This window comes from Sulfitobacter sp. AS92, from assembly GCF_038900015.1.
Taxonomy (GTDB): domain Bacteria; phylum Pseudomonadota; class Alphaproteobacteria; order Rhodobacterales; family Rhodobacteraceae; genus Sulfitobacter.
Window position 1 is genome coordinate 112,553 of sequence record NZ_JBBMQL010000001.1, and the last position, 23,178, is coordinate 135,730.

Consider the following 23,178-nt stretch of genomic DNA (forward strand, 5'->3'; position numbering starts at 1 on the left):
ACCATGAGCCGACTGCCCGCCTATTACACGATCTGGCACAAGAGCGGCCATTACGGCCTGCGTATCATGGCCGCTCTGGTGCTGGTCTTCCTGATGCTGCCGATCCTCGTAATCATGCCGCTATCGTTCAACGCCGAGCCGTTCTTTACCTTTACACAAGGTATGCTCTCGCTCGATCCAGATGCCTATTCGATGCGCTGGTATCAGGAGATCGTCGACGATCAAAAATGGCGCATCGCGATCCGCAACAGCTTCCTTGTGGGCATCGCTGCGGCCAGCATCGCCACGGTGCTGGGCACGCTGGCGGCGGTGGGGTTATCCTCGCCCTTCATGCCCTACAAACGCGTCATTACGGCGCTGCTGCTGTCGCCGATGATTGTGCCGCTGATCATCATCGCGGCGGGCATGTTCTTTTTCTACACCCAGTTCAATCTGGTCGGCACCTTCACCGGGCTGATCATCGCCCACGCCGCGCTTGGCGTGCCCTTTGTGATTATCACCGTCACTGCCACGCTCAGCGGCTTTGACCGCTCGCTTTTTATCGCGGGGCTCAGCCTTGGGGCTTCGCCGCTCAAAGTCTTCTGGGACGTGGTGATACCGCTCATTCGCCCCGGCGTGATCTCGGGCGGGCTTTTCGCCTTCGTCACGTCCTTTGACGAAGTGGTGTTGGTGCTCTTCCTCGCCGGTCCCGAACAGCGCACGATTCCCCGGCAGATGTTCTCGGGCCTGCGCGAACAAATCAACCCGACGATTCTGGCGGTGGCGACGCTGCTGGTGGTGCTGTCGGCGACGATGCTTTTCGTGCTCGAAGCGCTGCGGCGTCGTTCGGCACGGCTGCGCGGGCAGGAATAGGCGAAACCGCTTTCACGGCACCAAACACCTGATCCATAACCATATTCGGGGGGGGGTGAGTGGTGAGCCGTGATGGGTTCGAACCATCGACCTACTGATTAAAAGTCAGTTGCTCTACCAACTGAGCTAACGGCCCACTAGGCGGGTAACTAGAAATTTGGGGCGGCAGGGTCAAGCCCTTAATCGCGAAAATATTGCGAGATGCTGGATTAGTTTTCATGCCGGGGTTATATGCGCCGAATGTATAGCGCTCAGACCCCCGGATTGCCCTTCATGAAGATGCATGGGCTAGGCAATGACTTCGTCGTGCTTGATGCACGTACGGAGGCAATCGACGTGACCCCCGCCATGGCCCAAGCCATCGGTCACCGGCAATTTGGTGTGGGTTTTGATCAGCTTGCGGTCATCACGCAGGGCAGTGGCGATGCGCATCTGACGTTCTACAATTCGGACGGTTCGCTCTCTGCCGCCTGCGGCAACGCTACCCGCTGCATTGCGCGGTGGTTGATGGATGAATTGGGCCGCGATTCGTTGCACTTGACGACCGCCCGCGGCGATCTGGCGGCCAAAGACGCGGGCAACGGGCTAACCTCGGTCAATATGGGCCATCCCCAGCTTGCTTGGGACGAGGTGCCGCTGGCGCGCGAGATAGATACGCTGCATCTGCCGATTGAGGGCGATCCTGTCGCCACCGGCATGGGCAATCCGCATTGCACCTTCTTTGTTGAGGATGCCGAAGCTGTGGACCTGTCGCACATCGGCCCCCGCGCCGAACATAATCCGCTGTTCCCTCAGCTTACCAATGTGCAGGTCGCGCAGATTGTCGGGCCCGACCATATCCGGATGCGGGTCTGGGAGCGGGGCGTCGGCGTGACACTTGCTTCGGGATCGTCGTCCTGTGCAACTGCCGTTGCTGCCGCGCGTCGGGGCCTTACGGGCCGCGCCATGCGCATCGATCTCGACGGCGGCACGCTGCATATCGATTGGCGAGACGACGGCGTCTGGATGACTGGACCTACAATGCACGTTTTCTCCGGCACGTTTACCGCAGATTTTCTGGAGAGCCTGACATGAGCGCCCCCGTTTTCAGCACCATGGGCTGTCGCCTGAATGCCTATGAGACAGAGGCAATGAAGGAACTGGCCGAACAGGCCGGGCTAGAAAATGCCGTGGTCGTCAACACCTGCGCCGTAACCGCCGAAGCCGTACGCAAAGCCCGCCAAGACATCCGCAAGCTGCGTAAGGCGCACCCAGAGGCGCGGTTGATCGTGACCGGCTGCGCGGCACAGACAGAGCCAGAAACCTTCAACGCCATGCCCGAGGTTGATGTCGTGATCGGCAACACCGAGAAAATGCAGGGCACGACGTGGCAGGGCATGGCGGCTGACTTCATTGGTGAGACCGAGACGGTGCAGGTCGATGACATCATGTCGGTGACGGAAACGGCGGGCCATCTGATCGACGGGTTTGGCACCCGCAGCCGTGCCTATGTGCAGGTCCAGAATGGCTGCGACCACCGCTGCACCTTCTGCATAATCCCCTATGGCCGTGGCAATTCGCGCTCGGTCCCTGCGGGCGTTGTGGTGGATCAGATCAAGCGGTTGGTCGATAAAGGCTTTAACGAAGTGGTGCTCACCGGGGTCGACCTGACCTCCTGGGGCGCGGACTTGCCGGCGACGCCGAAACTGGGCGATCTGGTGATGCGCATTCTGCGGTTGGTGCCCGATCTGCCGCGCTTGCGGATTTCCTCGATCGACTCGATTGAAGTGGACGAAAACCTAATGCAGGCCATCGCGACCGAGCCGCGCCTCATGCCGCATCTGCATCTGTCGTTGCAGCATGGCGACGATATGATTCTGAAGCGCATGAAGCGCCGCCACCTGCGCGATGATGCGATCCGCTTTGCCCAAGAGGCCCGCGCGCTGCGGCCTGACATGACCTTTGGCGCCGACATTATCGCCGGTTTCCCGACCGAGACCGAGGTGATGTTTGAAAACTCGATGAAGCTGGTCGAGGAATGCGACCTGACGTGGCTGCATGTCTTTCCCTATTCCGCACGCCCCGGCACGCCTGCCGCGCGAATGCCTGCGGTGAACGGTGCGGCAATCAAGGAACGAGCAGCCCGGCTGCGCGCGGCTGGGGAACGGCAGGTACAACGTCATCTGCAGGCGCAGGTCGGGCATATGCACGCTGTGCTGATGGAGAACCCCCATATGGGCCGTACGGCGCAGTTCACCGAAGTGAGCTTTGCCGTGCCGCAGGTCGAAGGCGATATCGTACAGACCAAAATCACCGGGATTTCAGGCACACATTTGACCGCCTAGCAGCGGTTGAAGTGCAACCCTAAGGGTATCGGGAGCGATTGCGCTTTGCGCTACCCACACGGCAAGCCTTAACTGCAACGATCCCGTATCGTGAGAGGCTTTGGTATCGCCCTCTGCATGGTGCGCCACTGGGCCGGGCATCTGTTGTAGGCAAATCGTGACAGTAGCCTTGGGGCATTGAGTGTTATAGCCGCACAGCTTGCGCCACTTGCACCCGCCGGACGCAGTTTGAGCGGGGCACCAACGCGCAGCCATCAAGCCCCCCAACGCAAAAGGGGCGCCGGTTTCCCGACGCCCCCTCATGCATTCTTTCAAGCCGTGGCTCGATTAGTCCTCCTTGCGGCGATTTTTAATCGGCGCCCAGAGCTTCTTGTTGGTCAGATAGAGCAGCACCGAAAGCAAGCCCAGCAGCGCGACACCAGCAAAACCGGCCTGCTTACGCGCGCCCAACTTAGGCTCGGCGGTCCACATCAGGAAGGCAGAGACATCCTCGGCCATGTGCTGCACGTCATTGGCATGTTCATCTGCGAACTCAACCAGCTCATCCGACAGGGGCGGCGCCATGGCGATCCAACCACCGGGGAAGACGGTGTTCTCATAAAGAACGGTGCCCGCCTGCTCTTTCTCTTCGCCAGTATAACCGGTCAACAGCGCGGTGATATACTCCGGCCCGCCAATCCCTTTGAGGAACTGGTTGATGCCCAAACCGTAAGGGCCATGGAACGCAGCGCGTTTCTTGGCCATCAGCGACAGGTCAGGTGCGTTGGACAGGTTGGAACCGGGGAAGTGATCGACCGGGGTGCCGGGACGGGTGTCGTCCAGCTCGGCGTCATAGATGTCATAGCCCTTGGCGTATTCGATCACCTGATCGTTGGGCATGTTCGGACCGGTTTCGTCCGACAATGTCCGCATCGCGACATATTCCAGACCGTGGCAGGCCGCGCAGACTTCGGTGTAGATCTGCAGACCGCGCTGAAGCTGGTTTACGTCATAGCCGCCGAAGGGACCATCGAAGGAGAAATCGATGTTTTCGATATGCGGCGTGGCGTGGGAATCGTCACCGTGATCGTCGTCACCGGCGTGATCGTCAGAAGCAGCTTCCTCGCCGTGGTCATCCGTTTCCATAACGCCCACTTCGGGGTCATCACCATGCGCCTGACCGGCAACGTCATCTTCGGCGATGACGTCGGCATCGGCGTTTTCTTCGGCAGTGGACTGCTCTTCACCAGTGGCTTCGGCTTCCTCGGCAGGTGCCTCTTCAGCAGGCGCTTCCTCGGTTGCTTCTTCCTCGGTTGCTTCTGCTTCAGCGGGAGCTTCCTCAGCAGCAGGTTCCTCTGCAGGAGCCTCTTCTGTGGTGGCTTCCTCCGCAGGCGCTTCCTCAGGTGCAGGCTCCTCGGAAGGAGCGGGCGCGACTTCGGGTGCGTCGGCAGCTTCTTCAGCCGGGGCTGCGTCGGCTGCCGGCTCTTCAGCCGGGGCTTCTTCTGCCGGGGCTTCTTCTGCGGTCGGCGCTTCAACCGGTGCAGTTTCAGCCGGTGCAGTTTCAGTTTCGGCCTCCGGCGTTTCCGCCGGAGTTGTTAGCAGTTCTTCTTCTGTCGCTGTGTCTTGCGCCAGCACTGCCGTTCCCGGCAGGGCAAGGCCCAAAGATACCACGGCAGAAAGGAGGTTGGTTTTCATCATGGTCATGATCCTTATTTCGCCGGGTTCACAAGCGTCTTGGTGCCGCCAGCCTTGGGCGCGTAATGCGCGTCAAAGTCGGCTTCGATGGTCTCCGGCTGCGCCAGCGGCTTCTCGATCACACCCAAGAGAGGCAGGATCACGAGGAAGTAGGCGAACCAGTAAGCTGAAGCGATTAGCGAGAAGCTTGCATAGGGCTCTTCCGCTGGCATCGCGCCCAGCCACATCAGGGCGAAGAAGTCGATCACCAACAGGGCGAACCACCATTTGAACATCGGACGGTAACGGCCCGAACGTACAGAGGATGTGTCGAGCCAAGGTACCAGCGCCATTACCGCAATCGCACCGAACATCGCCAACACGCCGAAGAACTTGGCGTCGATGATGCCACCGGTCACGAAGGACGCGATTTGCACAACCCAAACTTCAGAGGTGAAGGCCCGCAGGATTGCGTAGAAGGGCAGGAAGTACCATTCCGGCACGATGTGCGCAGGCGTCGCCAAAGCGTTCGCTTCGATGTAGTTATCCGGGTGGCCAAGGTAGTTCGGCATGAAGCCAACAACCGCGAAGAACAGCGTCAGAATTACCGCCAGCGCGAACAAGTCTTTGATCACGAAGTACGGCCAGAAGGGCAGCGTGTCTTTCTTGGCGTCTTCTTTGGAGGTGCGGCGCACTTCGACCCCGGTGGGGTTGTTGTTGCCGGTCGTGTGGAAGGCCCAGATGTGGAGAACCACAAGACCCGCAATCACGAAGGGCAGCAGATAGTGCAGCGAGAAGAAGCGGTTCAGTGTCGCGTTATCAACGGCAGGCCCACCCAGCAGGAAGGTCTGAAGACCTTCGCCAATGAACGGGATTGCGCCGAAGAGGCCGGTGATCACGGTCGCGCCCCAGAAGGACATCTGACCCCAAGGCAGAACGTAGCCCATGAAACCTGTGGCCATCATCAGCAGGTAGATCAACATGCCGATGATCCATGTGATCTCACGCGGGGCTTTATACGACCCGTAGTAGAGACCGCGGAAAATGTGGGCATAGACCGCGATAAAGAACAGCGACGCGCCGTTCATATGCAGATAGCGGATCATATAACCGCCGTTCACGTTGCGCATAATGTGCTCAACCGACGAAAAGGCCATGTCGACATGCGGCGTGTAGTGCATCACCAAAACGATGCCGGTGATAATTTGCAGTGCCAGACAGAAAGTCAGCACGATGCCCCAAATCCACATCCAGTTCAGGTTCTTGGGCGTGGGGATCATCAATGTGTCGTACAAAAGGCCAACGATGGGAAGGCGGCGGTGCAGCCACATTTCGCCGTTCGAATTCGGCTCGTAATGGTCGTGAGGAATTCCAGACATCTTTCTTCCGCTCCCTTAACCCAGTTTAATCGTGGACTCGTCCACGAATTCGGCGACAGGCACCGGTAAGTTGCGTGGGGCCGGCCCTTTACGGATGCGGCCCGCGGTGTCGTAGTGCGACCCGTGGCAGGGGCAGAACCAGCCGCCAAAGTCACCAGCATCACCCAGCGGCACGCAGCCAAGGTGCGTACAAACGCCCATCTGAACCAGCCATTCGCCAGTTTCATCCAGCGCGCGGTTCGCGTCGGTGGCGGGCACGTCACCGCTGAGGTTCTCATTCTGCGCGATCGGATCGGGCAGCGTCGATACATCGACGGCTTTCGCCTCTTCGATCTCGGCTTCGGTGCGGCGGCGAATGAACACCGGCTTGCCCAGCCATTTCACAGTCAGCTGCGTCCCGACTTCAACGCCGGATACATCCACGCGGATGGACGACAGCGCCTTTACATCGGCAGAGGGGTTCATCTGGTTGACCAGCGGCCAGACGGCGGCACCAACGGCGACGGCACCTGTACCGGCTGTCGCGTAATACAGGAAATCCCTCCGGGTGCCTGCGTGTTCTTCTGCTTGGGACACGGGTTTACTCCAATTCTTGGCCAAATCTGGCCGTCAGACATAGGGGTGGCGTCACCTTGCCACCTGACTTCTCGCCGCTATCTACCGGGATGGACCGCGCCCGTCCAGATGCCAAAGCCGCGCATCTTGGGTCAAGCCTGCCACAACGCGGCAAAAATACCGCGATTGTGGCAATATCATTACGGCTTGATTACTGCGGCGGCGCTGTATGCATCATCGCAGGGCGCGAATCAAAATTGTCGAACCACGCCGCCAAATCAGGGTTTCCAGCACGCCAATCCCGCGCGCCATGGCGAAAATCGATATAGCCCAATGCGCAGCCAAGCGCGATTTGCCCCATGTCCAATGGCCCCGCCAGATGCGCGACCCATCTTGCGTTCAACGTCGTGCAGGCGCGGGCAACCTTGCCCCACTGAGCCTCAACCCACTCTGACATGCGCTTGTCTTCGGGGCGCAGCTTGCCTTCGTAGACCATCGCCAAAGCGGCATCGAGCATGCCATCCGCCGTGGCTTCCAGCGTCAATGTGTCCCACCTTGCGACGCCGCTGGGGTAGAGCTTGCCGCCCGCGCGGTCGTCCAGATACGCGCAGATCACCCGGCTGTCATAGAGCGTGCAGCCATCGGGCCGCTCCAAAGCAGGCACCTTGGTGAGGGGGTTCTTTTCGACAAGGCCCGTGGCAGGGGCCAGCGGCGTGCCCGAGGTCTGCTCCAGTGTCACATCGTCCAGCTGGCCGGTTTCATTCAGCAACACCATGACCTTGCGGACATAGGGTGAGGTTGGAGAATAGAATAGTTTCACATGAAGTCCCCCCTTGGTTGGCCGCACTATTCAACGCCGCACGGTCAGACGCAACGACGATCACACGCCGCGCATCAATGCAGCCATCACCGCCGGCTCCGTGCCAAACCCATGCGCTGCCATCTGATCCGCCGCCGCCAGACGCACAGCCTCGTCCTTGTTCTGGCCCAGCTTCCATGTGCCGTCAATTCCGGTCACGCGGATCTGGCATGGCACGATCATCCGCAGCATCTTGTCCCGCGCGTCGGGGGTCATCTTGTCCATTGTCCATGGGGTCTTGGGCGCCAGCCGCGCCTCATAGACCGCCGATTGCCGCGCCAGCAGATCGGGCAGTTCCTCTGCCGGGCGCGCCTCTAGCATCCCAGTCAGATGCACGGCGACGTAGTTCCATGTCGGCACCTGATCCTCGATCCCGTACCAATCAGGCGAGACATAGCTGTCGGCCCCGGTCACCGCCAATCGCACCGGCTGCGGGGCTTTCAGCGCCCGCGCGATGGGGTTCGAGCGCACCAGATGCAGCTCCGCCAGATCCCCGGCAGCGTTCAGAATGAAAGGCACATGTGCCATCAACGGCCCGTCGTCGGCATTCATCGCCAGCATGCCAAAGCCGACGTCGCGGGCGAAACTCAGATTCCGGTCACGGGTTTCATCGCGGTAGATCGGATTGGGATGCATGGCGGCTCCTGAGCGTTTCTTTTGGTATTGCAGAGCCTTCCCCAACTTGGCAACCTAGCTTCATTCTCAGGGCGGGGCGAAATTCCCCACCGGCGGTAAGCGGTCCTCCGCAAGCCCGCGAGCGGCCTTTTCGAAGGTGTCAGCAGATCTGGTGCGATTCCAGAGCCGACGGTCACAGTCCGGATGGAAGAGAATGCGAACAGATGTGGGGCCTTGGCCCTGCCTATGCTCGTGATCGCCTTGGGTGGACGTGTCTGAACCTAAAGGAGATCACTATGACACAAGAACGTTCCGCCCGTTTCGCCTTTGTGCGTGCAAGTTGGCATGCGGATATCGTCGACCGCGCCTATGACGGGTTTACTGAAATCATCGACGCGGCACAGGTCGACAGCTTCGCCGTTCCCGGTGCCTTTGAACTGCCGCTCATGGCGCAGCGCTTGGCCAAGACCGGGCGCTATGACGCCGTAATCTGTGCGGCCTTCGTGGTGGATGGCGGTATCTATCGTCATGACTTCGTGGCGCAGACGGTGGTCGATGGGCTGATGCGCGTGGGGCTGGACTGCGACCTGCCCGTGCTGTCGGTCTCGCTCACCCCGCATCACTATCAGGAAACCGACCACCACAACGCGATCTACCGCGAGCATTTCGTCACCAAAGGACGCGAGGCTGCTCAAGCAGCTCTTGTCATGACCGAAACGTTGAAGGCGTTTTCTTTAAAAGAAAACGCCCCGGAAATTTCAAAAATTTCCGCCGCCTAGCCGAGATAGGCGCGCAGGGCCGGAGGCGGGTTGTCCAGCAATTCCGCCGCCGGTTTCGGCGCATTGGCGCGCCCGCCTTCGACAAAGATCACCTCATCCGCGATGCGGCGCACGTCATCCGGTGCATGGGTCACCATGATCAACCCCGCCCCGGTCTCGCGGGCGAGGTCTTGGACGAGGTCGAGCATCTCAATCCGCAGCGCCGGGCCGAGTGCGGCAAAGGGTTCGTCCAACAACACCCATGGCCGCGCCTGCACCAGCACCCGCGCCAGCGCCACGCGGCTTTGCTGTCCGCCCGACAGAGCACCGGGGCGCTTGGCCGCGTGATCGCTTAACCCCACCCGCGCGAGGGCCGCGTCGATCTTCTCTCGATCCGCAGCCTTCAGACGAAGATCAGGGCGCAGGCCAAGGCCGACGTTCTGGCGCACGGTGAGATGGGGAAACAGATTGTTGTCCTGAAACAGCATTGTCATGCCGCGTTGGCCGGGATGCTGTTCGGTGATGTCCGTACCATCCCGCAACAACCGCCCAGCGGCCACCGGCACAAAACCGCAGATCGCCGCCAACAGGGTCGACTTGCCCGACCCAGACGGGCCGATCACGGCATAGCTGCGCCCTTGCGCGAGCGTCATATCGGCAGCGAGGCTGAAATCGCCCCGCACAATGCGCATCTCTTCAAGCGTCAGCATGCCAGCGCCCCCATTTGTCGCAGATAAAAAACACCGCCAGCGCCAAGACCAACAGCAAGAGCGCCGCTCCGGCTGCGGCCTCCATCCGATAAGCCCCCATCAGACGGTACATCTGCAACGGCAGTGTCGCACGCTCCTGATCGGCGAAAAGCGCGATCACGCCAAGGTCGCCCACCGACAGCGCCCCGGTCAGCCCGGCGGCAAAACCCAACTGCGGGCGCAGGCGCGGCAAGACAAGCAAACGCCAAAGCGCCCAACCTTTCATGCCGAGCGTCTGGGTCAGCGGGCCATAATCCTGCAACGTCTCGCGAAGGCGCGGCACCAGAATGCGCAGCACGAAGGGCAGCGCCATCAGCGCGTTCACTAGGGCCGTGACCGGCAGGCTCAGCCGCGCCGGGTCAAGTACGGGGTTGATCAGAATGAACCAGCCCGTGCCAATCATCAGCGGCGAGGCGGCCAGCCCCATCAGGCCAATCGCCTCAACCCCGCCGCGCCGCCGGGTGGCGTTCCAGCCTGCCATCGGCAAGGCCAGTGCGGCGAGTACCATCACGCTGAGGCCCGCAACCAGACTGCTATTCAACGTGGCCTGCCAGACCGAGGGTGGCAATTGCGCAATGCCAGCCAAACCACGCAGCACCACGGCCCCCAGTGGCAGCAGGAGAAACAGCGCGGCCAACGTGATAACGACGATATCCAACGCTCGCTGCCCCCCGCCCAGCGCATCCCAACGGCGCAGGGGGCGGTCCAACCCGCCGCCCATGCTGATCGGCGGGATCAGCCAAAGCGCCGCAACCGCCGCAGCACCGGCGAGCACAAGCTGCACCACCGATAAAAGCGCCGCTCGCCCAAGGTCGAAATCAAACCGAAACGCTTGATAGATCGCCAGTTCAATCGTTGTCGCGCGCGGCCCACCGCCCAGCGTCAGCGCCACGGCAAAACTGGTCAGACAAATCACGAAGATCAGCGCCGCCACGCCGGGTAAAACTTGCCGCAGCATCGGCCATTCCAGTGCCAGAAACAGCGCCCGCGGCGTCATCTGCAGCTGCCCGGCAAGCCGAAACCGCTCGGACGGGATGCTCTGCCAGCCTTGCAACAAAAGCCGTGTCGCCAGCGGAAGGTTAAAGAAGACATGGGCCAGAACCACCCCATGCAGCCCGTAGATCGACACCGGCGGCAATCCCATAGCCGCGCCGAATTGGTTCAGCACGCCCGAGCGGCCAAACACCGTCAGCAGCCCCAGCACCGCCACGATCACCGGCAGAATAAAGGGGGCACCCAGTAGGGTAATCAACGCCCCACGCCCCCAAAACCGCCGCCGCGCCAAGGCCCGCGCGACCGGCACGGCCAGCAGCACAGACAGCACCGCCGACCACACCGCCTGCGTCACGGTAAAACGCACCGCCGCCCAGTCCGCCGCGCCGAGCCCTGCCCCCACATCGGCCGCCATGAAAACGGCGACCAGGGCGGCAAGGATCAGGCCCGCGACCAGAGCGGCGGCGAAAAGCCCCGTCTTGCTGCTTAGCGCGACAGCGCGGTCAGCCATTCGTTCAAGGCCTCTTCACGGAGCGCAGGTACATCGGCATTGGGCACCAACAGCGCCTTGCCGGGTTGGATCATCCCGTTGAACCCTTCGGGCAGACCGCCCTCAGGCGTCACGGCGGGGTACATCCAGTTGGTCGTCGGCAGCACCGATTGTGCCGCGTCGGACACGAGGTACTGCAGGAACTGATCCGCCAGTTCGGGCTGATCTGACCCCGCGAGCTTTCCCGCCACTTCGATCTGCATGTAGTGGCCTTCGTCAAAGAGGGCGGCAGTTTTGCTGTCATCCTCTTCGGCGATCAGGTGATAGGCAGGCGAGGTGGTGTAGCTGAGCACCATGTCGGCCTCGCCTTCGAGGAAGAGACCGTAGGCTTCGGACCACCCCTTGGTCACGGTCACGACGTTATCGGCCAGCCCCGCCCAAACCTCGGGCGCTTCATCGCCATAGACCGCTTTGACCCACATCAGCAGACCCAGACCGGGCGTCGAAGAGCGCGGGTCTTGGATCACGATTTTTAGATCGCTCTCAGCCAGCGCTTTGAAATCAGTGGGCGCGGAAAGGTCCATGCCGTGAACAAAGGCGAAATAGCCCCAGTCATAGGGGACGAAGACGTCATCTTCCCAAGTGATCGGCAGATCATAGTCGGCCTGCAACCCGCTCAGCGCGAAAAGCTCGGTCTCTTTTGCCGCCGCGACAAGGCTGGTGTCGAGCCCCAGCACGATATCCGCGTCAGAGCGCGCGCCTTCGAGCTTGAGCCGCGCCAGCAAGGCCGCGCCATCGCCCATGCCGACGAATTTCAGGTCGCAGCCGCATTCGGCCTCGAACCCCTCTTCGATGGCCGGGCCGGGGCCCCATTCGGTGACGAAACTGTCGTAAGTATAGACCGTCAATTCAGGCGTCTCCGCCCATGCAGCCGATGCGCCCATGACGCCCGCAGCAAGTGTAAGATACTTCATTGCATCCTCCTTTTGCGGCGAAAGGTAAAAGGTGGATGTCTGTCCGGACCTTCCCTCCGCCGGTGTTAACCGGTTCAGGTTCAACGGGTCCGCACAACACGTACATCTCAGCCCAAAGGCCCCCCGAGGTAGCGTCAGGGGTAGATGCCCCCCACACAATTGGCAAGGCAAATCCCCTTGAGGCAGGGCGCTGCCCCGGCTAAGGGTTTGACAACAGGAGGTCCGCCCATGTCGATCAACAGCTTTGGCCATCTTTACCGGGTCACCACATGGGGCGAGAGCCATGGTCCCGCCCTCGGCGCCACGATTGATGGCTGCCCCCCTGGTGTGCCGATTGACGAGAGCATGATCCAACAATGGCTCGACAAGCGCAAACCGGGCCAGAACAAATACACCACGCAGCGGCGTGAGGCGGATGAGGTGCGGATACTCTCGGGCACCTTCGAAGGGGTGACGACAGGCACGCCCATCCAACTGATGATCGAAAACACCGATCAACGCTCCAAAGACTACGGGGATATCAAGGACAAGTTCCGCCCCGGCCACGCTGACATTACCTATTTCCAGAAATACGGCATCCGCGACTATCGCGGCGGTGGGCGTTCCTCGGCGCGTGAGACGGCGGCGCGGGTGGCGGCGGGTGGTCTGGCACGCGAGGCGATCAAGGCGCTGGCCCCGAACCTGCAAATCACCGGCTATATGGTGCAGATGGGCCCGCATAAAATCGACCGGGATGCCTTTGATTGGGACCAGATTGACCTGAACCCCTTTTGGGTGCCCGACGCCAAGGCGGCAGGCGACTGGGCCGATTACCTCGACGGGCTGCGAAAGTCCGGCAGCAGCGTCGGTGCGATCATCGAAGTCACCGCGCGCGGCGTGCCTGCGGGGCTCGGCGCACCGGTTTACGGCAAACTCGACACCGATTTGGCCGCCGCGATGATGAGCATCAATGCCGTCAAAGGCGTGGAGATCGGCGAAGGCATGTCAGCCGCGATGCTGACCGGCGAGCTGAACGCGGACGAGATCACCATGGGGCCAGAGGGGCCGGAGTACTCCTCCAACCATGCGGGCGGTATCTTGGGCGGGATCAGCACCGGGCAGGATGTGGTCGTGCGTTTCGCGGTCAAACCGACGTCCAGCATCCTGACCACGCGGCGCACCATCACCAAACAAGGCGAAGAGACAGAGATCATCACCAAGGGCCGCCACGATCCCTGCGTGGGCATCCGCGCGGTGCCCGTGGGCGAGGCGATGATGGCCTGTGTGTTGCTGGATCACCTGCTGCTGCACCGCGGGCAGATCGGCACCAACCGCGGACGGATCGGCCCCGAAGCATGAGGACCAGAGCATGAAAGTCGATGATTTCTCCGCCCGCCCTGCCCTTGGCGTCGGGCTGAAAATCACGGCGATCCTGCTCTTTACCTGCATGTCTGCGATCATCAAATCGCTGGCCGACGACGTACCTGCAGGCGAGTCTGTCTTCTTCCGCTCCTTCTTTGCCATTCCGGTGATCCTGATTTGGCTGGCGCAACGCGGCAAACTGAAAAGCGGGCTCAAGACGCAAAACCCGATGGGCCATGTCTGGCGCGGGCTGTTCGGCACTACGGCGATGGGGCTGACCTTCACCGGCCTTGGCCTGCTGCCCCTGCCCGAGGTCACCGCCATCGGTTTCGCCACGCCGATCTTTACCGTCATCCTCGCCGCCGTGCTGCTGGGCGAGCAAATCCGTCTGATCCGAGTCACCGCTGTCGCGGTCGGGCTGGTGGGCGTGATGATCATCCTCTGGCCGCGTTTCAGCAACATCGGCACAATGGAGCAGACGGCCACCATTGGCGCACTGTTGATCCTAATGGCGACGATGGTGCGCAGCCTTGTGCAGATCCACATTCGCCAATTGGTGCAGAACGAAGACACCGCCGCGATCGTCTTTTACTTTTCCGTCACGGCATCGATCTTGGCGCTTTTCACCCTGCCCTTCGGCTGGGTCATGCCTGATCTGCAAACCTTTGGCTTGCTGGTGTTGGCAGGGTTAATCGGCGGAGTGGCGCAAATTCTGATCACCTCGGCCTATCGCTTTGGCTCGGCCTCAATGCTGGCGCCATACGACTATACCTCGATGCTCTTTGCCATCTTGCTGGGCTATGTCTTCTTTGCCGAACTGCCGACGATGATGATGCTGGCGGGCGCGGCGCTGGTGATCAGCGCGGGCGCACTGGTGATTTGGCGGGAGCGGCAACTGGGGATGGAACGCGGCAAGGCGCGGTCTGTTACCGATCCCAAAGCGTGATCGAATGCAGACTTTCGCCCGGCCCTGCCTCTGCCTATGGTGCCCCGAAACCAGCTAAAGGAGATGACCGATGAGCGACGCGGATCCGCAAGACCACAAGGAAAAGATGCAGCAGCGTCAGGCCGAGCAACGCGCCAAGGTGGCCGAGCTGCAAGACCCGGAAAAGGGTCTGGTGCTGGTCCATACCGGGCCAGGCAAAGGCAAATCCTCTTCTGCTTTCGGCGTTGTCGTACGCGCACTTGGCTGGAAACAGCACGTCGGTGTGGTGCAGTTCATCAAGGGCAAATGGAAGACCGGCGAACGGCTGTTCTTTGAACAGCTGGACGAGGTGACATGGCACACGATGGGCGAAGGTTTCACCTGGGACACTCAAGACCGCAACCGCGACATTGCCGCCGCCGAAGCCGCTTTCGGCAAAGCGCGCGAGATGATGGCGAGCGGGGAATATGACCTTGTGGTGATGGATGAGATTAACATCGCCATCCGCTATGAATACCTCAAGATCGAAGACGTGATCGCTGGGCTTGAGGCCCGCGACAAGCGCACCGCCGTTGTGCTGACAGGCCGCGATGCCCGGCCTGAGCTTTGCGACTATGCCGATCTGGTGACCGAGATGTCAGAGGTTAAACACCCGTTCAAAGCAGGCATCAAAGCGCAGCGCGGTGTGGACTACTAAGCCCCACCCTAGCTTTGCTTCTTTAAAAGTACCAAAGGCCGTCCTTCCCCAAGGGCGGCCTTTTTCAATTCTATCGCAATGCAGCGTCTCATCCCCGCTCCATCCGGCGCGGGCTCCGAGCCACAGCATGTCCCCTCTGCCCAATGACGTGTTACCGAAATTTTATGCTCGAGTGCATTTCGTAACATTTAGATTGAAACGAGTCGCCGCGTTGTATAAATTGCAGGGCAACAACAGGAGTACCCCCATGCAGGCATTCATCTGCGACGCGCAGCGCACCCCCATTGGCCGTTACGGCGGCGCCCTCTCTTCGGTTCGCGCCGATGATTTGGCAGCGATCCCGTTGAAGGCGCTGATGGAGCGCAATCCTTCGGTGGATTGGGCACGTGTCGATGATGTCATCATGGGCTGCGCCAACCAAGCGGGCGAAGACAACCGCAACGTGGCCCGCATGGCCGCACTTCTGGCCGGTCTGCCCGTCGATGTGCCGGGTGCCACGATCAACCGCCTCTGCGCCAGCGGCATGGATGCCGTGGGGGCCGCCGCCCGGGCGATCCGCGCTGGTGATATGGATTTGGCCATTGCAGGCGGGATCGAGAGCATGTCCCGCGCGCCTTTCGTCATGCCCAAGGCCGAAACCGCCTTTTCGCGCAGCAATGCCGTCTATGACACCACCATCGGCTGGCGCTTTGTGAACCCCAAGATGAAGGCCCAGTTCGGCGTGGATTCCATGCCCGAGACCGCTGACAACGTCGCCGCAGACCATGATGTGTCCCGCGAAGATCAAGACGCTTTCGCCGCGCGAAGCCAGCAACGCTGGGCCGAAGCGGATGAAAGGGGTATCTTTGCTGAGGAAATCACCCCCGTCACGATCCCGCAGCGCAAGGGTGATGACGTGGTCGTGGACCGCGATGAGCACCCCCGCCCCGGTACCTCGCGCGATAAGCTCGCCAAACTGCGCGGCATCAATGGCGCGGACCTTACGGTTACCGCGGGCAATGCCTCTGGTGTGAATGACGGTGCCGCGGCGATGCTGCTGGCGTCTGAGGCAGGCGTAAAAGACCACGGCCTCACCCCCATCGCCCGCGTTGTCGCCATGTCCGCTGCAGGTGTCGAGCCGCGCGTCATGGGCATTGGCCCGATCCCGGCGGTGCGCAAGGTGCTGGATCGCGCGGGCCTCACCATCGAACAGATGGACGTGATCGAACTCAATGAAGCTTTCGCGAGCCAAGGCCTCGCTACCCTGCGCGCCTTGGGCGTGGCAGACGATGCGCCCCATGTAAACGCAAACGGCGGCGCCATCGCCATCGGCCACCCTCTGGGCATGTCCGGCGCGCGTCTGGTGATGACGGCGGCGCTGCAACTCAAGCGGACGGGTGGCAAATACGCGCTATGTACAATGTGTGTGGGCGTGGGACAGGGCGTCGCCCTGATCCTTGAAAACGCAGGCTGAGACTTCTTTCCGAGAAAGGAACAGAACGATGTATGCACAGATGATCAAATCCACCGGCAAGGGCATCAAGTCCCTTGACGAGATGGACCCTGAAGAGCGCGCCTTTCAGGAGCGTATCGACGCGGGCGGCAAGATCGAGCCCAAGGACTGGATGCCGGACGGGTACCGCAAGAACCTGATCCGTCAGATCGGTCAGCACGCCCACTCTGAAATCGTCGGCCAGCTGCCCGAGGGCAACTGGATCACCCGCGCGCCGACGCTGGAGCGTAAGGCGATCCTGCTGGCCAAGGTGCAGGACGAGGCGGGCCATGGCCTCTACCTCTACTGCGCGGCGGAAACGCTTGGCGTGACCCGTGACCAAATGACCCGCGACCTGCTGTCGGGCAAGATGAAGTACTCTTCGATCTTCAATTATCCGACCCTAACGTGGGCCGATATGGGGGCTGTCGGCTGGCTGGTCGATGGAGCCGCGATCATGAACCAAGTGCCGCTGCAGCGGACATCTTACGGGCCCTATGCCCGCGCGATGGTGCGTATCTGCAAGGAAGAATCCTTCCACCAAAGGCAGGGCTTCGACATCATGATGAAGATGGCCAACGGCACAGATGCACAGCGCAAGATGGCGCAAGACGCACTGAACCGTTTCTGGTTCCCGGCGCTGATGATGTTCGGCCCTTCAGACAAGGACTCGGTCCATTCCGCGCAGTCGATGGCGTGGAAGATCAAGATGAACACCAACGATGAGCTGCGCCAAAAGTTCGTCGACGAGACGGTGCCGCAGGCGGAATACCTTGGCCTCACGATCCCCGACGAGACGCTTAAGTTCAACGAGGAAACCGGCCACTACGACTTTGCCGAGCCGGATTGGGAAGAGTTCTTTCAGGTGCTCAAAGGCAATGGCCCCTGCAACACCGAACGGCTGGCGGCGCGCAACAAGGCTTGGGACGAAGGCCGTTGGGTGCGCGAAGGGCTTTTGGCCCACGCCGAGAAAAAGCGCAGCAGAAAAATGGCAGCGGAGTAAGCGACATGAGCAGCCCTGAATCCAGTGAATACGACGGCACCGAAGCCGCCCCGCATGGCAAAGCACGCAGCACCGAGTGGCCCTTGTGGGAGGTCTTCATTCGTGGCCAGCACGGTCTGAGCCATCGCCATGTTGGCAGCCTGCATGCGGCAGACGCGGAAATGGCGATCAAGAACGCCCGCGACGTCTATACCCGCCGCAACGAAGGCGTCAGCATCTGGGCCGTTGAGGCCAGCGCCATCGCCGCCTCCTCCCCCGAGGAGAAGGGCGCGCTCTACGAGCCTGCCGATGACAAGGTCTACCGCCACCCGACCTTTTTCGACATTCCCGACGAAGTGGGGGCGATGTGAGCACGGTTAATCCCAAGTTCGAATTCCTCTGCCGGATGGGCGACAACGCGCTGGTGCTCGGCCACCGCGTCTCCGAATGGTGTGGCGTGGCCCCGGTGCTGGAAGAAGACATCGCGCTGGCCAATGTGGCGCTTGACCTGATCGGGCAGACGCAGCTTTGGCTGGGCCTTGCCAGTGAAGCCGAAGGCGCAGGCCGCGATGCCGACAAGCTCGCCTTTCACCGCGACGTTTGGGATTTCCGCAATGTCTTGCTGGTTGAGCAGCCCAACGGCGACTTCGGCCAGACCATGATGCGGCAGTTCCTATTCGACGCATGGCATCTGGCGCAACTGACCGCGCTGATCGACTCCAGCGACAAGCAAATTGCCGCCATCGCCGAGAAATCGGCCAAAGAGGTGACCTATCACCTCGAGCGCTCCTCCGGCACGGTGATCGGCCTCGGTGACGGAACCGAGGAAAGCCACCGCCGTATGCAGGCGGCGCTTGATCTGCTCTGGCCCTATGTCGGTGAGATGTTTCTTGGTGATGACGTCGACGCGGCGATGGTCGAGGCTGGCATTGCGCCCGAACCGGAAAGCCTGCGCGCGAGCTATGACCAACTCGTTGGCGACACGCTGACAGCCGCGAGCCTGGCCAAACCCGAAGACGATTTTGCCCATCGGGGCGGGAAAAGCGGCGCGCGGCACAGCGAACATTTGGGCCATATGCTGACCAAGATGCAGTGGCTGCAGCGCGCCTACCCGGACGCCTCATGGTAAGATCCGCCCCCCACAGCCGCCCGGCCCCCGCGCCGGTGCCGGGGGTGGTGCGCGATACCGCCCCGCGCGGTGCCGCGCTGGCCGAAAAGCCCGCATTAGAGACGGTTTGGGCATGGCTCTCGGCGATCCCGGACCCGGAGATCCCCGCGATTTCACTCACCGATCTGGGCATCATCCGCGATGTGGCGTGGCACGACGATACGCTGGTCGTGACCATCACGCCGACCTATTCCGGCTGTCCCGCCACCAGCATCATCAACCTTGATATCGAAATGGCGCTGAGCGACCACGGCATTGAGAAGCTGGAACTGAAGCGCCAGATCTCTCCGCCTTGGACCACCGATTGGATGACCGACACCGGTCGCGCCAAGCTGGAAGCCTACGGCATCGCGCCGCCCCGTCCCGCCGGCGGCCCGCAGCATTGTCCGCATTGCAAATCCACCGCGGTGGAGCGGATCAGCCAGTTCGGCTCGACCCCCTGCAAGGCGCAATGGCGCTGCAAAGATTGCCTTGAACCCTTCGACTATTTCAAATGTATCTGAGGCCCCGATGAGCCAGTTTCACCCCCTGTTAGTGACTGATATTCACCACACCATCCGCGATGCGGTGGTGCTGACGCTGAAGCCAGAAAACCCTGACGCATTCGCCTTTACCCAAGGCCAATACCTGACCTTCAAGCAGGATTTCGACGGCACCGAATTGCGGCGCAACTACTCGATCTGCGCGGGGTTGGACGATGGCGAGCTGAAAGTCGGCATCAAACGCGTCGATGGCGGGGCGTTTTCGACCTATGCCAATACTGAGCTAAAGATCGGCGACACGCTGCACGCCATGCCGCCGCAGGGTAAGTTTTTCACTGCGATCGAGCCGGAAGTGGCTAAGAACTACCTCGGTTTTGCGGGTGGCTCGGGCATCACTCCGGTACTGTCGATCCTCAAAACGGTGCTGAAACGCGAGCCTAATTCGACCTTTACGCTGGTCTATGCCAACCGCGCGGTGAACACGATCATGTTCCGTGAGGAGCTTGAGGACCTCAAGAACCACTATATGGGTCGGCTGACGATCATCCATATTCTCGAATCCGGGCAGGACATGGAGTTGTTCGAAGGCCGTGTCGATCAGGCGAAATGTGACGCGCTGTTCAAACATTGGATCCAGATCGACAATATCGACACGGCCTTCATCTGCGGGCCAGAGCCGATGATGCTGGCGATTGCCGAAGCGCTCAAGACCAATGGGTTGAGCGACGAACAGATTAAGTTTGAACTGTTCAGCGAAAGCCAGCAGGGCCGTCTGGCGAAACAGGAAATGGCCAAGCGCAGCGAAGGTCAGAGCGGCACTGAAGTCACCGTCATCATCGACGGGGCGCGGCGCAGTTTCACCATGAAAAAGGGCCAATCGGTGCTCGAAGCCGCCTTGGAGAACGGTCAGGAAGCGCCCTTTGCCTGCAAGGCTGGGGTCTGTTCAACCTGCATGGGCAAGGTGCTCGACGGTGAGGTCGAAATGCTCTCGAACCACGCGCTTGAGGACTATGAGGTCGAGCGCGGCTATGTGCTAACCTGCCAGAGCTACCCGCTCAGCGACACGCTCACTATCGACTACGACACCCACTAAAGGAGCCGACATGCGCGATATTCAAAGCTTTGCCGCGGGCGAATGGCTGGCCTCAGGGGCCGGTGCGCGCAACATCGCCAGCGCCATCACCGGTGATGTGATCGCCCAAGCCGGCAACGATGCGCTGGACGTGCAGGCGATGCTGGGCTTTGCCCGCGACCAAGGCGGCCCCGCCCTGCGCGCGATGACATTCCATGACCGCGCGCGGATGCTGAAAGCGCTGGCGCTGCACCTAATGGAGCACAAACAGGCGCTCTATGATCTGAGCTATGATACCGGGGCGACCCTGTCGGACCACAAGATCGACGTCGACGGCGGCATTGGCACGATGCTCGTCTTTGCCTCTAAGGGGCGGCGCGAGATGCCGGATGCGCATGTCTATCTGGACGGTGCGCCCGAGCAGTTGGGCCGTGACGGACAGTTTATGGGGCGGCATATCTGCACGCCTTTGCAAGGCGTCGCGGTGCATATCAACGCCTTCAACTTTCCCGTTTGGGGCATGTTGGAAAAGCTCGCCCCTACCCTGCTCGCGGGCGTTCCGGCCATCGTGAAACCTGCCACAGCGACCTGCTATGTGACCGAACACTGCGTGCGGTTGATGCTGGATAGCGGGCTGCTGCCAAAGGGCGCATTGCAACTGGTCAGCGGCGGCTTGGGCGACATGCTCGACCATCTCGACTGTCAGGATGCGGTGGCCTTTACCGGCTCTGCCGATACCGCGCTCAAGCTGCGCAGCAATCCGCGCCTCTTGCAAAACTCCGTGCGCTTCACCTCGGAGCAGGACAGTCTCAACGCGTCTGTCCTTGGCCCTGATGCCACCCCCGGCACGCCTGAGTTCGATCTTTTTGTTAAGGAAGTGCAGCGCGAGATGACCGCGAAAGCGGGGCAAAAATGCACCGCGATCCGCCGGATCATGGTCCCGCAGTCTCAGATCGACGCGGTGATCGCAGCCCTGTCTGAGCGTTTGTCAAAAACCACCATCGGCGATCCCCGCGATGAGTCTACCCGCATGGGGGCGCTGGTCTCGAAAAGCCAAAAACGCGACGTGCTGGAAAAGGCCGCCTTGCTGAGCGCCGAAGCCGAGCGTGTCTTTGGTGACCCCGACAACTTCACCGTCAAAGGCGCTGATAAAGACAAAGGCGCCTTCCTGCCGCCGATGCTGTTCCATTGCGCAGACCCAGATAAGGCCGAGCGCGTGCATGACACCGAGGCTTTCGGCCCAGTCTCGACCCTCATGCCTTACCGTGACCTGCCCCATGCGACGCAGCTGCTGAACCGTGGCCAAGGGTCTCTTGTCGCCTCCATCATCACCAACGATGGTGAGGTGGCGCGCGAGTTGACCATGGGCTCGGCAGCCTTCCACGGGCGACTTTACTTCAACAACCGCACGTCGATGAAAGAAGCGACGGGACACGGCTCTCCGTTGCCGCATATGGTGCATGGCGGGCCGGGCCGCGCGGGCGGTGGCGAAGAACTGGGCGGCATTCGTGGTGTGATGCATTACATGCAGCGCACTGCCATTCAGGGCAGCCCCGACATCCTGACCGCCATCGGCAAGCAATGGGTGCCGGGTGCAGAAGAGATCACCGACCGCGATCACCCTTTCACCCGGCGTTTCACCGAGTTGGACTTAGGCGAAACCTTCTATTCCAAGTCCCGCGAAATCTCGCTTGACGATATTGAGACCTTCGCCAATTTCACCGGCGACACTTTCTATGCGCATATGGACGACGAAGCCGCCGCGGCGAACCCGTTCTTTCCGGGGCGCGTGGCGCACGGCTACCTGCTCCTAAGCTTCGCTGCCGGGCTTTTCGTGCAGCCCGATCCGGGGCCGGTGCTGGCCAACACCGGGCTCGATAATCTCCGCTTCCTCGAACCTGTCTCAGCCGGGGACAGCATGAAGGTGCGGTTGACGGTCAAACACAAAACCCTGCGCAACGAAGAATACGGCGAGGTGCGCTGGCATGTGACCCTGACCAACCAGCGAGAGGAAGCGGTCGCGGAATACGACCTGCTGACGATGAATGCTCTCTGAGCACTCCGCCCCCCTCGTCGCCGCCTTTGCAGGATTGGGCGGCCAGCGCGTCTGGTCGTTGATGATCAGCCTGTTCGGTGATCTGGCCCAGGGCAATGGCGACGCGATAGACGGGCCGGTTTTGTCCACCATCATGGCAGCACTTGATGTGCGGCCAGAGGCGAGCCGCGTGGCGCTGCACCGGTTGCGAAATGACGGTTGGTTGCAGTCACGCAAGGTGGGGCGGATCAGCCAGCACAGTCTGACCGCGCAGGGCCGCGCGGAAAGTGCGGCAGCCAGCCCCCGTATCTATGCCGCCCCGCCGGATCTGTCGGAGCCATGGCAGATGGTGATGACTGAAGAAAACGGACGCGAGATTGACGCCACCCTGCGCGCAGAAGGCTTCATCGCAGTCATGCCACGCGTCTATGTAGGTCGGAGTGAGAGTACTGCCCCCAATGGGAGCCTGTCCCTACGAGGGGTAACCCCGCCCGACTGGCTGCGCCGCGCCGTGGAGCCGACTGCGTTGGAACCGGAATATGACGCACTGCTACATGCGCTGTCTACACTCCAAGGAAAGCTGGCCTCTGCCAGTCACATGAACGCGCTCGAGATTGCCGTCCTGCGCTGTCTTATCGTGCACAACTGGCGGCGGCTTGCGTTGAAACATCCTGCTCTGCCTGGCGGCCTTATCCGTTCCGACTGGCCGGGCTACCAATGCCACCTGCTGGTCGACCAATTGCTAACCCGCCACCCCCGGCCCGCCTTGAGAGATTTAGCCGCTGCCTCGGCGGCGAGCTGACC

At 61.3% G+C, this 23,178-nt stretch carries 23 protein-coding genes, 1 tRNA gene and 2 riboswitches; of the genes, 15 read left to right on the top strand and 9 right to left on the bottom strand.

Features of this window, described 5'->3' with window-relative positions; translation table 11 throughout:
- Positions 1-3 precede the first annotated feature (3 nt).
- Entirely contained in the window at positions 4-852 is an 849-nt protein-coding gene (locus tag WNY61_RS00545; RefSeq protein ID WP_342849507.1) for an ABC transporter permease, read from the top strand.
- A gap of 60 nt (positions 853-912) precedes the next feature.
- On the opposite strand, the gene WNY61_RS00550 is transcribed toward WNY61_RS00545, so the two are convergent.
- Positions 913-988: transfer RNA gene (locus WNY61_RS00550), tRNA-Lys, on the bottom strand.
- Positions 989-1,092: 104 nt separating this feature from the next.
- Here WNY61_RS00550 and dapF point away from each other — a divergent pair.
- Both dapF and mtaB read left to right on the top strand, forming a co-directional pair.
- Positions 1,093-1,926, top strand: a complete 834-nt coding sequence (dapF, locus tag WNY61_RS00555; protein ID WP_342849508.1) for a diaminopimelate epimerase — start codon at positions 1,093-1,095, stop codon at positions 1,924-1,926.
- On the top strand, positions 1,923-3,176 hold the full coding sequence (gene mtaB, locus WNY61_RS00560) for a tRNA (N(6)-L-threonylcarbamoyladenosine(37)-C(2))-methylthiotransferase MtaB (protein ID WP_342849509.1): 1,254 nt from the start codon (positions 1,923-1,925) through the stop codon (positions 3,174-3,176). Before dapF ends, mtaB begins: the two co-directional genes overlap by 4 nt.
- Positions 3,177-3,503: 327 nt before the next feature.
- On the opposite strand, the gene WNY61_RS00565 is transcribed toward mtaB, so the two are convergent.
- The 5 genes from WNY61_RS00565 to WNY61_RS00585 form a co-directional block, all read right to left on the bottom strand.
- Complete coding sequence (locus WNY61_RS00565) at positions 3,504-4,853, bottom strand: cytochrome c1 (RefSeq protein ID WP_342849510.1); 1,350 nt, start codon at positions 4,851-4,853, stop codon at positions 3,504-3,506.
- 11 nt (positions 4,854-4,864) lie between these two features.
- Positions 4,865-6,208 carry a cytochrome b gene (petB, locus tag WNY61_RS00570; protein WP_342849511.1) on the bottom strand — a complete coding sequence of 448 codons (1,344 nt, stop codon included), beginning with the start codon at positions 6,206-6,208 and terminating at the stop codon, positions 4,865-4,867.
- A gap of 15 nt (positions 6,209-6,223) precedes the next feature.
- Complete coding sequence (gene petA / locus WNY61_RS00575) at positions 6,224-6,784, bottom strand: ubiquinol-cytochrome c reductase iron-sulfur subunit (RefSeq protein ID WP_342849512.1); 561 nt, start codon at positions 6,782-6,784, stop codon at positions 6,224-6,226.
- Between the two features lie 190 nt (positions 6,785-6,974).
- Complete coding sequence (locus tag WNY61_RS00580) at positions 6,975-7,583, bottom strand: glutathione S-transferase (protein WP_342849513.1); 609 nt, start codon at positions 7,581-7,583, stop codon at positions 6,975-6,977.
- A gap of 60 nt (positions 7,584-7,643) precedes the next feature.
- Positions 7,644-8,258, bottom strand: coding sequence for an FMN-binding negative transcriptional regulator (locus WNY61_RS00585; protein WP_342849514.1), 615 nt, complete (start codon positions 8,256-8,258; stop codon positions 7,644-7,646).
- Positions 8,259-8,316: 58 nt separating this feature from the next.
- A riboswitch (FMN riboswitch) is annotated at positions 8,317-8,457 on the top strand.
- 76 nt (positions 8,458-8,533) lie between these two features.
- Between WNY61_RS00585 and WNY61_RS00590 the strand changes: the two genes are divergently transcribed.
- Positions 8,534-9,016: a 6,7-dimethyl-8-ribityllumazine synthase gene (locus tag WNY61_RS00590; RefSeq protein WP_342849515.1), complete on the top strand. Its 483-nt coding sequence runs from the start codon at positions 8,534-8,536 to the stop codon at positions 9,014-9,016.
- Here the strand turns inward: WNY61_RS00590 and WNY61_RS00595 are convergent.
- Genes WNY61_RS00595 through thiB form a run of 3 tightly spaced genes read right to left on the bottom strand, consistent with a single transcriptional unit; the run spans position 9,013 to position 12,201 of the window.
- Positions 9,013-9,705, bottom strand: a complete 693-nt coding sequence (locus tag WNY61_RS00595) for an ATP-binding cassette domain-containing protein (protein ID WP_342849516.1) — start codon at positions 9,703-9,705, stop codon at positions 9,013-9,015. The two genes, WNY61_RS00590 and WNY61_RS00595, sit on opposite strands and share 4 nt — an antisense overlap.
- Positions 9,692-11,248 (bottom strand): thiamine/thiamine pyrophosphate ABC transporter permease ThiP, encoded by a 1,557-nt coding sequence (locus tag WNY61_RS00600; protein ID WP_342849517.1) that lies wholly within the window; start codon positions 11,246-11,248, stop codon positions 9,692-9,694. Before WNY61_RS00600 ends, WNY61_RS00595 begins: the two co-directional genes overlap by 14 nt.
- A complete protein-coding gene (thiB, locus tag WNY61_RS00605) occupies positions 11,224-12,201 on the bottom strand; it encodes a thiamine ABC transporter substrate binding subunit (RefSeq protein WP_342849518.1) in 978 nt (325 codons plus the stop codon). The genes WNY61_RS00600 and thiB overlap by 25 nt, the downstream gene beginning before the upstream one ends.
- A 34-nt stretch (positions 12,202-12,235) precedes the next feature.
- Positions 12,236-12,337: riboswitch (TPP riboswitch) on the bottom strand.
- Positions 12,338-12,429: 92 nt separating this feature from the next.
- On the opposite strand from thiB, the gene aroC reads away from it, so the two are divergent.
- From aroC to WNY61_RS00660, 11 genes are all read left to right on the top strand, one after another.
- Positions 12,430-13,539: a chorismate synthase gene (gene aroC / locus WNY61_RS00610; RefSeq protein ID WP_342849519.1), complete on the top strand. Its 1,110-nt coding sequence runs from the start codon at positions 12,430-12,432 to the stop codon at positions 13,537-13,539.
- Positions 13,540-13,549: 10 nt separating this feature from the next.
- A complete protein-coding gene (locus tag WNY61_RS00615; RefSeq protein ID WP_342849520.1) occupies positions 13,550-14,488 on the top strand; it encodes a DMT family transporter in 939 nt (312 codons plus the stop codon).
- Between the two features lie 70 nt (positions 14,489-14,558).
- Positions 14,559-15,164, top strand: a complete 606-nt coding sequence (cobO, locus tag WNY61_RS00620) for a cob(I)yrinic acid a,c-diamide adenosyltransferase (protein WP_342849521.1) — start codon at positions 14,559-14,561, stop codon at positions 15,162-15,164.
- Between the two features lie 247 nt (positions 15,165-15,411).
- Positions 15,412-16,617 carry a 3-oxoadipyl-CoA thiolase gene (gene pcaF, locus WNY61_RS00625; protein ID WP_342849522.1) on the top strand — a complete coding sequence of 402 codons (1,206 nt, stop codon included), beginning with the start codon at positions 15,412-15,414 and terminating at the stop codon, positions 16,615-16,617.
- Positions 16,618-16,645: 28 nt separating this feature from the next.
- Entirely contained in the window at positions 16,646-17,638 is a 993-nt protein-coding gene (gene paaA / locus WNY61_RS00630; protein WP_342849523.1) for a 1,2-phenylacetyl-CoA epoxidase subunit PaaA, read from the top strand.
- A 5-nt stretch (positions 17,639-17,643) separates the two neighbouring features.
- Entirely contained in the window at positions 17,644-17,988 is a 345-nt protein-coding gene (gene paaB, locus WNY61_RS00635; RefSeq protein WP_342849524.1) for a 1,2-phenylacetyl-CoA epoxidase subunit PaaB, read from the top strand.
- Positions 17,989-18,023: 35 nt separating this feature from the next.
- On the top strand, positions 18,024-18,746 hold the full coding sequence (paaC, locus tag WNY61_RS00640; protein ID WP_342849979.1) for a 1,2-phenylacetyl-CoA epoxidase subunit PaaC: 723 nt from the start codon (positions 18,024-18,026) through the stop codon (positions 18,744-18,746).
- The gene (gene paaD / locus WNY61_RS00645) at positions 18,740-19,288 is read left to right on the top strand and encodes a 1,2-phenylacetyl-CoA epoxidase subunit PaaD (protein WP_342849525.1); all 549 of its coding nucleotides are present in this window, start codon (positions 18,740-18,742) and stop codon (positions 19,286-19,288) included. The genes paaC and paaD overlap by 7 nt, the downstream gene beginning before the upstream one ends.
- Positions 19,289-19,295: 7 nt before the next feature.
- Positions 19,296-20,360: a 2Fe-2S iron-sulfur cluster-binding protein gene (locus WNY61_RS00650; protein ID WP_342849526.1), complete on the top strand. Its 1,065-nt coding sequence runs from the start codon at positions 19,296-19,298 to the stop codon at positions 20,358-20,360.
- Positions 20,361-20,370: 10 nt separating this feature from the next.
- Complete coding sequence (gene paaZ, locus WNY61_RS00655) at positions 20,371-22,395, top strand: phenylacetic acid degradation bifunctional protein PaaZ (protein WP_342849527.1); 2,025 nt, start codon at positions 20,371-20,373, stop codon at positions 22,393-22,395.
- Positions 22,385-23,176 carry a PaaX family transcriptional regulator C-terminal domain-containing protein gene (locus tag WNY61_RS00660; RefSeq protein WP_342849528.1) on the top strand — a complete coding sequence of 264 codons (792 nt, stop codon included), beginning with the start codon at positions 22,385-22,387 and terminating at the stop codon, positions 23,174-23,176. The genes paaZ and WNY61_RS00660 overlap by 11 nt, the downstream gene beginning before the upstream one ends.
- The last annotated feature ends 2 nt before the right edge of the window (positions 23,177-23,178 follow it).

Coding starts and splice junctions, on each gene's coding strand:
- WNY61_RS00545 (WP_342849507.1), top strand. CDS start 4: ATGAGCCGACTGCCCGCCTATTACACGATCTGGCACAAGAGCGGCCAT.
- dapF (WP_342849508.1), top strand. CDS start 1,093: ATGTATAGCGCTCAGACCCCCGGATTGCCCTTCATGAAGATGCATGGG.
- mtaB (WP_342849509.1), top strand. CDS start 1,923: ATGAGCGCCCCCGTTTTCAGCACCATGGGCTGTCGCCTGAATGCCTAT.
- WNY61_RS00565 (WP_342849510.1), bottom strand. CDS start 4,853: ATGATGAAAACCAACCTCCTTTCTGCCGTGGTATCTTTGGGCCTTGCC.
- petB (WP_342849511.1), bottom strand. CDS start 6,208: ATGTCTGGAATTCCTCACGACCATTACGAGCCGAATTCGAACGGCGAA.
- WNY61_RS00585 (WP_342849514.1), bottom strand. CDS start 8,258: ATGCATCCCAATCCGATCTACCGCGATGAAACCCGTGACCGGAATCTG.
- WNY61_RS00590 (WP_342849515.1), top strand. CDS start 8,534: ATGACACAAGAACGTTCCGCCCGTTTCGCCTTTGTGCGTGCAAGTTGG.
- WNY61_RS00595 (WP_342849516.1), bottom strand. CDS start 9,705: ATGCTGACGCTTGAAGAGATGCGCATTGTGCGGGGCGATTTCAGCCTC.
- WNY61_RS00600 (WP_342849517.1), bottom strand. CDS start 11,248: ATGGCTGACCGCGCTGTCGCGCTAAGCAGCAAGACGGGGCTTTTCGCC.
- thiB (WP_342849518.1), bottom strand. CDS start 12,201: ATGAAGTATCTTACACTTGCTGCGGGCGTCATGGGCGCATCGGCTGCA.
- aroC (WP_342849519.1), top strand. CDS start 12,430: ATGTCGATCAACAGCTTTGGCCATCTTTACCGGGTCACCACATGGGGC.
- WNY61_RS00615 (WP_342849520.1), top strand. CDS start 13,550: ATGAAAGTCGATGATTTCTCCGCCCGCCCTGCCCTTGGCGTCGGGCTG.
- cobO (WP_342849521.1), top strand. CDS start 14,559: ATGAGCGACGCGGATCCGCAAGACCACAAGGAAAAGATGCAGCAGCGT.
- pcaF (WP_342849522.1), top strand. CDS start 15,412: ATGCAGGCATTCATCTGCGACGCGCAGCGCACCCCCATTGGCCGTTAC.
- paaA (WP_342849523.1), top strand. CDS start 16,646: ATGTATGCACAGATGATCAAATCCACCGGCAAGGGCATCAAGTCCCTT.
- paaB (WP_342849524.1), top strand. CDS start 17,644: ATGAGCAGCCCTGAATCCAGTGAATACGACGGCACCGAAGCCGCCCCG.
- paaC (WP_342849979.1), top strand. CDS start 18,024: ATGGGCGACAACGCGCTGGTGCTCGGCCACCGCGTCTCCGAATGGTGT.
- paaD (WP_342849525.1), top strand. CDS start 18,740: ATGGTAAGATCCGCCCCCCACAGCCGCCCGGCCCCCGCGCCGGTGCCG.
- WNY61_RS00650 (WP_342849526.1), top strand. CDS start 19,296: ATGAGCCAGTTTCACCCCCTGTTAGTGACTGATATTCACCACACCATC.
- paaZ (WP_342849527.1), top strand. CDS start 20,371: ATGCGCGATATTCAAAGCTTTGCCGCGGGCGAATGGCTGGCCTCAGGG.
- WNY61_RS00660 (WP_342849528.1), top strand. CDS start 22,385: ATGCTCTCTGAGCACTCCGCCCCCCTCGTCGCCGCCTTTGCAGGATTG.